Below are 12,526 nucleotides of genomic sequence, written 5' to 3' on the forward strand. Positions count from 1 at the left end.
CCGTCATGACGCCGCCCCGTCCCGCTCGGGGGCCGCGTCCCCGGCGTCCCCGGCCGGGGTCACCACCGCGAGCACCTGGTCCATGGCCACGGCCGCCCCGGCGGTGACATCGATCTCCGCCACCGTGCCGTCGTGCGGCGCGGTGATCACGTGTTCCATCTTCATGGCCTCCACCACCAGCAGGCTCTGCCCCGCCGTCACCTCGTCGCCCTTGGCGACCTTCACCACCGTGACCGTGCCGGGCATCGGGGCGGTCAGCGCGCCGCCTCCCACGCCGATCGCGCCACCGCGCAGCGCCGCCGCCACCGGGTCGTAGGGCCGCACCCGCCAGCCGTCGCCCTCCCGGCCCAGCCACTCGCCCACGTGGTGGAAGGCGATCACCGTGCCCTCCCGGTGCAGCAGCGCCCGCTCACCGTCCACGGCGATCCGCGCCTCCACCGCCGGGCCGTCGCCGAGCCGCACCAGCCCGTCCCTGACCCTTGCCGTCACCGGCTCATGGCCCGGGACCCGCATATGGTGCGCCGTCCAGGCCGGCTCACCGCCGAGCCGCCAACCGCTCGGCACCGAGAAGGGATCGGTCCAGCCGCCCTCGCCGGGCACCGGTGCCAGCGCCCGCTGCCGCAGCAGCGCCGCCGCCTCGTAGACCTCGTCCGGCACCGCTTCCGGCACCAAGGACGCCGCGTCCCGGTCGATCAGCCCGGTGTCCAGCTCGCCCGCCACCACCGCCGGATGACCCAGCAGCCGCCGCAGGAAACCGGTGTTGGTGTCCACACCCAGCACCACGGTGTCCGCCAGCGCCGCCCGCAGCCGGCGCAGCGCCGTGGCCCGGTCCGGTCCGTAGGCGATCACCTTGGCCAGCATCGGGTCGTAGGCGGTACCCACCTCCGTGCCGAGAGCCAGTCCCGAATCCACCCGCACCCCGGGCCCGCCGGGCTCCCGCAGCCCCAGCACCCTCCCGGCCGAGGGCAGGAAGTCGATGCGCCCCTCGCCCGGCCGCGCCGTCTCGGCGCAGATCCGAGCCTCGATGGCATGGCCGGTCAGAGTGACATCCCGCTGGTCGAAGTCCAGTCGCTCCCCGCAGGCCACCCGCAACTGCCAGGCCACCAGATCCAGCCCGGTGACCAGCTCGGTCACCGGGTGCTCCACCTGGAGCCGGGTGTTCATCTCCATGAAGAAGTAGGCGCCCGGATCGTCACCGGGGACGATGAACTCCACGGTGCCGGCCCCGGTGTAGCCGCAGGACCGCGCGGCCTGCACCGCCGCCTCACCCATCGCGGCCCTGGTCGCCGCGTCCAGCAGGACCGAGGGCGCCTCCTCGATGACCTTCTGGTGGCGCCTCTGCAGCGAGCACTCGCGCTCTCCGAGGTGCACCACCCCGCCGTGGCCGTCGGCGAGGATCTGGATCTCGATGTGCCGGGGCCGGTCGATCCAGCGCTCGACCAGCAGGGTGTCGTCGCCGAACGAGCCGCGCGCCTCCCGCCTGGCCGCGGCGATCTCCTCGGGCAGCAGCTCGGCGTCCCGTACCAGCCGCATGCCCTTGCCGCCCCCGCCGGCCGACGGCTTGAGCAGCACCGGCAGCCCGGTCCGCCGCGCCGCCTCGGCCAGTTCGGCGTCGGTCAGTCCGCTGCCGCTGCTCCCCGGCACCACCGGCACCCCGGCGGCCGCCACCGTCTCCTTGGCGCGGATCTTGTCGCCCATCAGCTCGATCGCCTCGGCCGGCGGGCCGATGAAGACCAGTCCCGCTTCCGCGCAGGCCCCGGCGAAGCCCGCGTTCTCGGCGAGGAAGCCGTAGCCGGGGTGGACGGCCCCGGCCCCGGCGACGGCGGCGGCCCGCACCTGCTCGGCGGCCGACAGGTAACTGCTCACCCGCACCGCCGTGTCGGCCTCCCGGACATGGCGGGCGTCGGCGTCCGCGTCGGTGAAGACGGCGGCCGACCGCACCCCCAACGCGCGCAGGGTACGCATCACCCGGACCGCGATCTCACCGCGGTTGGCGACCAGCACGGTGTCGAACATGGGGTTCGCGGGCGCGGTGGGCACGGACCTGGCGTTCACGGAGGTGGCTTTCGTCGGTGGGGTGTTCACGGTGAGAGCTCCGGATTCGGTCATGGCGCTCACATCCGGAAGACGCCGTAGCCCGGCGCGGTCGGATCGGCGGTGGGCAGCGGGGCGTTGGCGCACGCGGTCAGCGCCAGGCCGAGCACGGTGCGGGTCTCCAGCGGGTCGATGACTCCGTCGTCCCACAGCCGGGCGGTGGCGTAGTAGGCGTTGCCCTGGGTCTCGTACTGCTCGCGGATCGGGGCCTTGAACTCCTCCTCCGCCTGCTCGCTCCATTTCTCCCCGGCCGCCGCCAACTGGTCCCGCTTGACGGTGGCCAGCACCGAGGCGGCCTGCTCCCCGCCCATCACCGAGATCTTGGCGTTGGGCCACATCCACAGGAACCGGGGGCTGTAGGCCCGGCCGCACATCGAGTAGTTCCCGGCGCCGTAGGACCCGCCGATCACCACGGTCAGTTTCGGCACCCGGGCGCAGGCGACCGCGGTGACCATCTTCGCGCCGTGCTTGGCGATGCCGCCCGCCTCGTACTGCCGGCCCACCATGAAGCCGGAGATGTTCTGCAGGAAGAGCAGCGGGATGCCGCGCTGGTCGCACAGCTCGATGAAGTGGGCGCCCTTGAGGGCCGATTCGGCGAACAGGATGCCGTTGTTGGCCACGATCCCCACGGGGTGCCCCTGCACGTGGGCGAATCCGGTGACCAGTGTGGTGCCGTACTCCGCCTTGAACTCGGCGAACCGGCTGCCGTCCACCAGCCGGGCGATCACCTCGCGCACGTCGTAGGGCGTGCGGGAGTCCACCGGCACCGCCCCGCACAGCCCCATCGGGTCCACGGCCGGCGGCTCCGCGGGCCGTACCGTCCACGGCGGAGCCCCGCGGGCCGGCAGCGTCGCCACGATGTCGCGGACGATGCTCAGGGCGTGTGTGTCGTCCTCGGCCAGATGATCGGTGACGCCCGAGACGCGAGCGTGCACCTCCCCGCCGCCCAGTTCCTCGGCGGTGACCACTTCGCCGGTGGCCGCCTTCACCAGCGGCGGACCGCCGAGGAAGATCGTGCCCTGGTTCCGCACGATCACCGCCTCGTCGCTCATCGCCGGGACATAGGCGCCGCCCGCCGTGCACGAGCCCATGACCGCGGCGATCTGCGGGATGCCGCGGGCGGACATGGTGGCCTGGTTGAAGAAGATCCGGCCGAAGTGGTCCCGGTCGGGGAAGACCTCGTCCTGCCGGGGCAGGAAGGCGCCCCCCGAATCCACCAGGTAGACGCACGGCAGCCGGTTGTCGAGGGCCACCTCTTGGGCGCGCAGGTGCTTCTTCACCGTCATCGGGTAGTAGGTGCCGCCCTTGACCGTCGCGTCGTTGGCGACCACGACCACCTCGCGCCCGCGGACCCGTCCGATGCCGGTGATCAGGCCCGCGGCGGGCGCCTGTCCTTCGTACATGCCCTCCGCGGCCAGCGGGGCCAGTTCCAGGAACGGTGAGCCGGGGTCGAGCAGCCCGTCCACACGGTCGCGGGGCAGCAGCTTGCCCCGGGCGGTGTGCCGGGTCCGCGCCTTCTGGCCGCCGCCGAGGCGGGCGGCGGCGAGTCTGTCGCGCAGCGTGGCGCGCAGTGCGGCATGTGCCTCTGTATTGGCGCGGTACGCCTCCGACGCCGGATCGGCGGCGCTGGACAGGGCGGGTGCTGCCATGGTTCGGCCCCCCGGGTGTTAGCGAGCGTTAACGTGATGACTCCACGTTAACGCTCGCTAACAGGATTGTCTAGACTCAATTCCATGAACCCGACGAAGACGGCAGAGAACCGCCGTGAGCAGATCCTCCGAGAGGCCGCGCGGCTCTTCGCCGAGCGCGGTTTCCATGGTGTCGGCGTGGACGAGATAGGTGCCGCGGTCGGCATCAGCGGCCCGGGCCTCTACCGGCATTTCGCGGGCAAGGACGCGATGCTCGCCGAGTTGCTGGTCGGGATCAGCGACCGGCTGCTCACCGCCGGCCGGATGCGGGTGGCCGAGACCGACGACGCCGAGCAGGCCCTTGACGCGCTGATCCGGGGCCACATCGACTTCGCGATCGACGACCGGCCGCTGATCACACTGCACGACCGGGAGCTCGACCGGCTGCGCGACTCCGACCGCAAGCTCGTCCGGCAGCTCCAGCGGCAGTACGTCGAGGAGTGGGTCGCGGTGGTCCGCCGGGTCTTTCCGGACGCCACCGAGCTGGAGGCGCGCGCCGCCGTGCACGCTGTCTTCGGCCTGCTGAACTCCACCCCGCATCTGGGCGGTCAGGCCGGGCTGCCGGATCGTTCCGCCATGGCGGCCCTGCTGCACCGGCTGGCGCTCGGCGCGCTGGAGGCGCTGGACGGCGGCGCCGCTTCCGGGCCGCGGGCCACTCTGGACAGCGACAAGGACCGACCGGTAACTTACTGAGCGCTTGCTTATTTGCTCATTTGATGATCGGCCGCCGCGGGCAGCGGCCGGGACCGCTGGCCGATGGGAGGGGCGCTGTGCGTCGTACGGTGTTCAACGAGGACCACGAGGCGTTCCGCGAGACGATACGGGCCTTCATCCAGGCCGAGGTCGTCCCCGTCTACGACGAGTGGCTGGCAGCGGGCCAGGTGCCCCGCGACTTCTACTACAAGCTCGGCGAACTCGGCATCTTCGGCATCGAGGTGCCCGAGGAGTACGGCGGCGCCGGCGAGCACAGCTTCAAGTTCCAGTCCGTCATCAGCGAGGAGTGCGCCCGCGCCGGCGTGAGCTTCGGGGGCAGCGGTGTCCATGTCGGACTGTGCCTGCCGTATGTCGTCGCGTATGCCACCGAGGAGCAGAAGAAGCGCTGGCTGCCCGGCTTCGCCAGCGGGGAGATCATGTTCGCCATCGCCATGACCGAGCCCGGCACCGGCTCCGACCTGGCCGGTATGAAGACCACCGCCAAGCTCTCCGCCGACGGCACCCACTACCTGCTCAACGGCGCCAAGACCTTCATCACCGGCGGTGTCCACGCCGACCGGGTGATCGTCTGCGCCCGCACCGCCCCGCCCGGCGCGGAGGACCGCCGGGCCGGGATCTCGCTGTTCGTCGTCGACACCAAGTCCGAGGGCTATGCGGTGGGCCGCAAGCTGGACAAGCTCGGTCTGAAGGTCTCCGACACCGCGGAGCTCTCCTTCTCCGATGTGAAGGTCCCGGTCGAGGACCTGCTGGGTGAGGAGGGCAAGGGCTTCTCCTACCTCGGCCAGAACCTCCCGCAGGAACGCCTGGGGATCGCGGTCGGCGCCTACGCCCAGGCCGCCGCGGCCATCCGCTTCGCCCAGCAGTACGTCCAGGACCGTGTCGTCTTCGGCAAGACCGTCGCCTCCTTCCAGAACACCAAGTTCGAACTGGCCGCCTGCAAGGCCGAGGTCGACGCCGCCGAAGCCGTGGTGGACCGCGCCCTGGAAGCCCACGACCGGCGCGAACTGTCCGCGGCCGACGCCGCCTCCGCCAAACTCTTCTGCACCGAAGTCGCCTCTCGCGTCATCGACCGCTGTCTCCAGCTGCACGGCGGCTACGGCTACATGAACGAATACCCCATCGCCCGCCTGTACGCCGACAACCGCGTCAACCGCATCTACGGCGGGACCAGCGAGGTCATGAAGTCGATCATCGCCAAGTCGATGGGCCTGTGAACCACTGCGACCGGGTGGTCGACGACGGCCTGCCACCGCTCGAATCCCTGCTCGATCTGCTCGATCTGGAGCGGATCGAGCAGGACATCTTCCGCGGTGTCAGCCGGTCGGCGGTCGTGCCCCGGGTCTTCGGCGGCCAGGTCGCGGCCCAGGCCCTGGTCGCCGCGGGCCGCACGGTGCCCGAAGAGCGCGGGGCGCACTCCCTGCATGCCTACTTCCTGCGGCCCGGCGACCCCGGCGCGCCGATCGTCTACCAGGTGGACCGCATCCGCGACGGCCGCTCCTTCACCACCCGGCGGGTGGTGGCGGTCCAGCACGGCCAGCCGATCTTCCATCTCTCGGCCTCCTTCCAGATCCACGAGGACGGCCTGGAGCACCAGGAGCCGATGCCGTACGCGCCCGACCCCGAGACGCTGCCGACCGCCGAGGAACTACTGCCCGCGCACGCGGACAAATTCCCCGACCCCACCGTCGTGGACCGCCTGCTGGAGGCCCGCGCGGCCGTCGACCTGCGCTACGTGGAGTCCCCGCCGTTCCTCACCGCGGGGGTCGCCCGCGAACCGCGTTCCCAGGTGTGGTTCCGCACCCGCGGCAAACTGGCCGAGGACCCGCTGTTGCACGTCTGCCTGGCCACCTACGTCTCCGACATGACCCTGCTCGACTCCGTCCTCCTCGCCCACGGCCGCGGCGGCTGGGCCGTCGGCGATGTGGTCGGCGCCAGCCTGGACCACGCCATGTGGTTCCACCGGCCCTTCCGGGCCGACGAGTGGCTCCTCTACGACCAGCAGAGCCCGTCCGCCTCGGGCGGGCGCGGCCTCGGCACCGCGCGCATCTACACCCGCGACGGTCAGCTCGCGGTGTCGGTGATCCAGGAGGGACTGGTCCGGGTGCCGCGCCGCTGAGCGCTTACGCCCCCGGGCCCAGACCGGCGGCTGCCAGCAGATAGGCGGTCATCGGCGCGTAGAAGTGCGGCGCCACGTTGTCGTCCAGCGGCACGCTCACCAGGATGCTGTCCTCGGCCTCGCCCACGAACAGCGCCGGGTCGTTGCAGTCCGCGAAGCCCACCGTCTCCAGGCCCCGCCCGCCCGCGCACCCCGCCCAGCCGTGGTCGGCTATCACCAGATCGGGCATCGGCTCCCCATTACGCTCCAGAGCGTTCAGGATCTCCCGCATCGGGTCGGGGGAGTGGGTGTGCACCAGTCCGCCACCCCGGTGCAGCATGAAGACACCCGCCATATGGCGTATCTCGCCGCCGTCCGCGTACAGGTGCTCGGCCGGTGCGACCACCGAGCAGCCCGCCTCCTGCAACGCGGTGGCCAGCGCGTGATGCACCGCGAACAGCCCCGCCGGATGCCCGGTGGCCAGCAGCACCCGCGAGCTGTTCCGCGCGGCCTTGTGCAGGGCTTCGGCCATCCGGTCCAATGCGTCGATGGTCAGTTCCACGTCGATCGTGTCCTGTCCGTACCGGTGTCCCGGATCGGCGACGACCCCGCAGCGCTCGACCATCAGCTCCAGCACGTCGGCCGGATCGGTCCAGCGGTCGCCAAGATCCAGGCCCAACCAGAAGTAGCGGTTGCCCTCGGCGAGCTCGCGGTAGTGATCCAGGTTGTTCTCACGGCTGGTCGCGACATCCCCGGCTATCCGGGTACGGACGAGGTGGTCGGCGAGGGCCTGACGGCTGGGGGCGACGGGCGCGGAATCCATGGGCATGGGGACATTGTCCCGCGACCGGCGTACGGGCGTGCGACGGGCTGTGGACAACCGGACCCGCCGATCGACGCCGAGGCGCAATCGCGGCTGCGAATTGGAGCAAACGTACAGTCCGGGACCGGCTGGCGGCGGCATAAGGTCGCCGGCGGACCCCACCCACCAGGAAGGCAGGCCCATGAGCAGCGCAGAGCCGCGCGGCCCCGTCGACTCCTCCCGCGTCCCCCGTTACGCGGGCCCCGCGACCTTCGCCCGCTTGCCGCGCCTGGACGAGGTCGGATCGGCGGACATCGCCGTGGTCGGCGTGCCCTTCGACGCGGGGGTCTCCTACCGCCCCGGCGCCCGCTTCGGCGGCAACGCCGTCCGCGAGGCGTCCCGACTGCTGCGCCCGTACAACCCCGCCCAGGACGCCTCACCCTTCGCCCTCACCCAGGTGGCCGACGCGGGGGACATCGCCGCCAACCCGTTCGACATCGATGAGGCCGTGCAGACCATCGAAGCCGCCGCCGACGACCTGCTCGGCACCGGCGCCCGGCTGATGACCCTCGGCGGCGACCACACCATCGCGCTGCCGCTGCTGCGCGCGGTCGCCCGCCGGCACGGCCCGGTCGCGCTGCTGCACTTCGACGCGCATCTGGACACCTGGGACACCTATTTCGGTGCCGCCTACACGCACGGCACGCCCTTCCGCCGTGCCTTCGAGGAGGGGATCCTCGACACCTCCGCGCTGAGCCATGTCGGCATCCGCGGCCCCCTGTACGGCAAGAAGGATCTGGACGACGACGAGCGGATGGGCTTCGGGATCGTCACCTCCGCGGATGTGATGCGCCGCGGTGTGGACGAGGTCGCCCAGCAGCTCCGCGAGCGGATCGGCGACCGGCCGCTCTACATCTCCGTCGACATCGACGTACTCGACCCGGCGCACGCGCCCGGCACGGGGACTCCCGAGGCCGGCGGCCTCACTTCCCGCGAGCTGCTGGAGATCCTGCGCGGGCTGTCCGGCTGCCGGCTGGTCTCGGCGGACGTCGTGGAGGTCGCCCCGGCGTACGACCACGCCGAGATCACGTCGATCGCCGCCTCGCACACGGCCTACGAGCTGACGACGATCATGTCCCGGCAGATCGCGGACGCCCGCTGAATCACCCGAAGAGATGACGACCAAAGTCGCACTCATGTGCGACTTTGGTCGTTGGGTTTGTTGCGGGAGGATGAAACCCGCAGCCCGTGGCGTTGCAGGCTCGGGTAGAACGGACGGGCGGGGTGAGACACGGCCGACCGCGGTCGGGCGGAGTTCCAGTGGGAGGAAGCGCGTGACGAGGGCGAAGGACGAACCGGAGCAGGGATGGCTCCGGCGGCTGGCCGCGTACAGCTGGCGGTACAAGCGCGAGGTGCTGCTGGCACTGGGCGCCTCGCTCGGCGGCATGGCGGTCACCGCCCTGGTCCCGCTGGTGCCGAAGCTGATCATCGACGACGTCATCGTCAAGCACGACAAGCCGCTCCTGCCCTGGGCGATCGCCCTGGTGGCCGCCGCGGTCGTGGTGTACGCACTGGCATACGTCCGGCGTTATTACGGCGGCAGGCTCGCCCTCGACGTCCAACACGACATGCGCGCCGACATGTTCCGCTCGATCCTCCGTCTCGACGGCCGCCGGCAGGACGAGCTGAGCACGGGCCAGGTCGTCGGCCGGGCCACCAGCGACCTCCAGCTGATCCAGGGCCTGATGTTCATGCTGCCCATGGTCGTGGGCAATCTGCTGCTCTTCGTCCTCTCGCTCGTCGTGATGCTCGTGCTCTCCCCGCTGCTGACACTGGTCGCCCTGGCGGTCGCCCCCGCCCTGTGGTTCATCGCCGACTTGAGCCGCAAGCGGCTCTTCCCCGCCACCTGGTACGCCCAGGGGCAGGCCGCCGCCGTCGCCGGCATCGTGGACGGATCGGTCACCGGCGTCCGCGTGGTGAAGGGATTCGGCCAGGAGCAGCAGGAGATGGGCAAGCTGGAGCAGGTCGGCCGCCGCCTGTTCGCGGGTCGGGTGCGTACGGTCCGGCTCAGCGCCCGCTACACCCCCGCCCTCCAGGCCGTGCCGTCGCTCGGCCAGATCGGCATGCTGGCGCTGGGCGGCTGGATGGCCACCCGTGGCCAGATCACCCTGGGCACCTTCGTCGCCTTCTCCACCTATCTGGCCCAGCTCACCGGACCGGTGCGCATGCTCACCGTGATCCTCACCGTGGGCCAGCAGGCAAGGGCCGGTGTGGAGCGCGTCTTCGAGCTCATCGACACCGAGCCGACCATGGAAGAGGGCACCGGCACCCTGCCGGCCGAGGCGCCGGCCACCGTCGAGTTCGACCAGGTGTCCTTCGGCTACACGCGGGAGCGGCCCGTCCTCGCCGGCTTCGACCTGCGGGTGGCGCCGGGCGAGACGGTCGCCGTCGTGGGCTCGTCGGGGTCCGGCAAGTCCACCGTCTCGCTGCTGCTGCCCCGGTTCTACGACGTCACCGGCGGGGCCGTGCGCGTCGGAGGCACCGACGTGCGCGAGCTGACCTTCGACGCGCTCCGTTCGGTGATCGGCCTCGTCCCCGAGGACAGCTTCCTGTTCTCCGACACCGTGCGGGCCAACATCGCCTACGGCCACCCCGAGGCCACCGACGAGGAGATCGTCGCCGCCACCCGGGCGGCCCAGGCACACGAATTCATCACCGCCCTGCCCGACGGCTACGACACGGTGGTCGGCGAACAGGGACTGACCCTGTCCGGCGGTCAGCGGCAGCGGGTCGCACTGGCCCGGGCCATCCTCATGGACCCCAGGCTGCTGCTGCTCGACGACGCCACCTCGGCGGTCGACGCCCGGGTGGAGGCCGAGATCTTCGAAGCGCTGCGCGAGGTCATGCGCGGCCGGACGACACTGCTGATCGCCCACCGCCGCTCCACGCTCGCGCTCGCCGACCGGATCGCCGTCCTGGACGCCGGGCGCCTGGCGGACGTGGGCACCCACGAGGAGCTGGAGGAGCGCAGCGCCCTCTACCGCGCCCTGCTCACCGACCCGGAAGCGCTCGGCGCGGATGTGGTGGAGCTGGACCCGGCGGGCTCGGTGGCCCTCGTGGAGGCGCGGGAGGGCGCCACCGCCGGGATCACCCCCGCGCTGTGGCCGGCCGACCGCCCTACGGCGGATGCCGACACCCCGACAGGCGGCCGATCCGACGCACCCGGAGCCGCGATGCCGTCGCGACCGGTCCTCGGCGGGTCGGGCGCCATGGCGGGCGCGCTGGCCGGCATGCCCGCCACGCCCGAACTGCTGGCCAAGGTGGCCGCCCTGCCGCCCGCCCTCGACACGCCCGACGTGGACGAGGAGCGGGCGAGGACGGCCGACAGCTCCTTCGGCCTGGGCAGTCTGCTGCGCGGATTCCGCACCCCGCTGCTGCTGAGTCTGCTGCTGGTCGCCGTCGACGCGGTCGCCGGACTGCTGCTGCCGATCCTGATCCGGCACGGCATCGACGCCGGTGTCCGCCAGGCGGCCCTCGGGGCCGTGTGGGTGGCCTCGCTGCTCGGTCTCGCCCTGGTGATCACCCAGTGGGCGGTGGAATGGGGTTCGACGCTGCTCACCGGACGTACCGGTGAACGCGTCCTGTACACGCTGCGCGTGAAGATCTTCGCCCACCTGCACCGCCTCGGGCTCGACTACTACGAGCGCGAGCTGAGCGGCCGCATCATGACCCGGATGACCACCGATGTGGACGCGCTGTCCACATTCCTGCAGACCGGCCTGGTCACCGCACTGGTCAGCCTGCTCACCTTCGCCGGCATCCTCGTCGCGCTGCTCGCCATCGACGTGGAGCTGGCGCTGGTGGTCTTCGCCACCCTGCCGATCCTGGTGGTCGCCACCTGGGTCTTCCGCCGCAAGTCCAAGCGGGCCTACGAACTCGCCCGCGAGCGCGTCGCCGTCGTCAACGCCGACCTGCAGGAGCACGTCGCGGGACTCCGGGTCGTCCAGGCGTTCCGCGGCGAGCGGCTCGGCGCGGAACGCTTCGTGCGCCGCAGCGACGAATACCGTGTCGCCCGGGTGCGCGGCCAGTTCCTGATCTCCGTCTACTTCCCCTTCGTGCAACTGCTCTCGAGCGTGGCGGCGGCCCTGGTGCTGGCCATCGGAGCCGACCGGGTCACCGCGGGGACACTCACGACAGGCGCCCTGGTGGCCTACCTGCTCTACATCGATCTCTTCTTCTCCCCGGTGCAGCAGCTCTCGCAGGTCTTCGACGGCTACCAGCAGGCGACCGTCTCGCTCGGCCGGATCCGCGAGCTGCTGCGCGAGCCGACCACCACCCCCGCCGCCGTGCTGCCCCAGCCGGTGGGACGGCTGCGCGGTGAGGTCACCTTCCGCGACGTGCACTTCCGCTACGCGGGCGCCGCCGACGGCACCGAGGCCCTCGCCGGCATCTCGCTGCGGATATCGGCGGGCCAGACGGTCGCCTTCGTCGGGGAGACGGGCGCGGGGAAGTCCACCCTGGTCAAGATGGTCGCCCGGTTCTACGACCCGACCGACGGCGCGGTCCTGGTGGACGGCGCGGACATCCGCGAACTCGACCTCACCGACTACCGCCGGCAGCTCGGCGTCGTCCCCCAGGAGCCCTATCTGTTCGCCGGCACCGTGCGGGACGCGATCGCCTACGGGCGGATGGACGCCACCGACGCGGAAGTGGAAGCGGCGGCGCGCGCGGTCGGCGCGGACGCGATGATCGCGACACTGGAGGGCGGCTATCTGCACGAGGTCGCCGAGCGCGGCCGCAACCTGTCCGCCGGACAGCGGCAGCTGATCGCGCTGGCCCGGGCCGAACTCGTCGATCCGGTCGTCCTTCTGCTCGACGAGGCCACCGCGGCCCTGGACCTGGCGTCCGAGGGGCTGGTCAATCAGGCCTCGGACCGGCTCGCCGTTCGCCGTACGACCCTGGTCGTGGCCCACCGGCTCAGCACCGCCGCCCGCGCCGACCGGGTGGTGCTCCTCGACCACGGCCAGGTGATCGAAGACGGCACGCACGAGGCGCTGCTGGCCCGTGGCGGCCGTTACGCGGAGCTCTGGCGCACCTTCACCGGTGAGCTGCGCGCTGCCGCCTGACGGGGCG

8 protein-coding genes are annotated in these 12,526 nt (G+C 71.7%); 5 read left to right on the forward strand and 3 right to left on the reverse strand.

Going from position 1 to position 12,526, the window contains the following annotated elements; all coding sequences use genetic code 11:
- Positions 1–3: 3 nt before the first annotated feature.
- Entirely contained in the window at positions 4–2,016 is a 2,013-nt protein-coding gene (locus ACFO3J_RS34425; RefSeq protein WP_386438426.1) for an acetyl/propionyl/methylcrotonyl-CoA carboxylase subunit alpha, read from the reverse strand.
- A 98-nt stretch (positions 2,017–2,114) separates the two neighbouring features.
- Complete coding sequence (locus tag ACFO3J_RS34430; protein WP_386438278.1) at positions 2,115–3,743, reverse strand: carboxyl transferase domain-containing protein; 1,629 nt, start codon at positions 3,741–3,743, stop codon at positions 2,115–2,117.
- An 84-nt stretch (positions 3,744–3,827) separates the two neighbouring features.
- Here ACFO3J_RS34430 and ACFO3J_RS34435 point away from each other — a divergent pair, with 84 nt between their 5' ends.
- The 3 genes from ACFO3J_RS34435 to tesB all read left to right on the forward strand — a co-directional run bounded on the left by ACFO3J_RS34435 (position 3,828) and on the right by tesB (position 6,612).
- Positions 3,828–4,475, forward strand: a complete 648-nt coding sequence (locus ACFO3J_RS34435; RefSeq protein WP_386438280.1) for an SACE_7040 family transcriptional regulator — start codon at positions 3,828–3,830, stop codon at positions 4,473–4,475.
- Between the two features lie 77 nt (positions 4,476–4,552).
- Complete coding sequence (locus tag ACFO3J_RS34440) at positions 4,553–5,710, forward strand: acyl-CoA dehydrogenase family protein (protein WP_386438282.1); 1,158 nt, start codon at positions 4,553–4,555, stop codon at positions 5,708–5,710.
- Complete coding sequence (tesB, locus tag ACFO3J_RS34445) at positions 5,707–6,612, forward strand: acyl-CoA thioesterase II (protein WP_386438285.1); 906 nt, start codon at positions 5,707–5,709, stop codon at positions 6,610–6,612. The genes ACFO3J_RS34440 and tesB overlap by 4 nt, the downstream gene beginning before the upstream one ends.
- A gap of 4 nt (positions 6,613–6,616) precedes the next feature.
- Here the strand turns inward: tesB and ACFO3J_RS34450 are convergent, their stop codons facing one another.
- On the reverse strand, positions 6,617–7,420 hold the full coding sequence (locus ACFO3J_RS34450) for a phosphatase (protein WP_386438287.1): 804 nt from the start codon (positions 7,418–7,420) through the stop codon (positions 6,617–6,619).
- 175 nt (positions 7,421–7,595) lie between these two features.
- Between ACFO3J_RS34450 and speB the strand changes: the two genes are divergently transcribed.
- Together speB and ACFO3J_RS34460 are read left to right on the forward strand one after the other, a co-directional pair.
- Positions 7,596–8,555 (forward strand): agmatinase, encoded by a 960-nt coding sequence (speB, locus tag ACFO3J_RS34455; RefSeq protein ID WP_386438288.1) that lies wholly within the window; start codon positions 7,596–7,598, stop codon positions 8,553–8,555.
- A gap of 70 nt (positions 8,556–8,625) precedes the next feature.
- On the forward strand, positions 8,626–12,519 hold the full coding sequence (locus ACFO3J_RS34460; protein ID WP_386438291.1) for an ABC transporter ATP-binding protein: 3,894 nt from the start codon (positions 8,626–8,628) through the stop codon (positions 12,517–12,519).
- The last annotated feature ends 7 nt before the right edge of the window (positions 12,520–12,526 follow it).

Source organism: Streptomyces polygonati (genome assembly GCF_042650325.1).
In the GTDB taxonomy this organism is placed as follows: domain Bacteria; phylum Actinomycetota; class Actinomycetes; order Streptomycetales; family Streptomycetaceae; genus Actinacidiphila; species Actinacidiphila polygonati.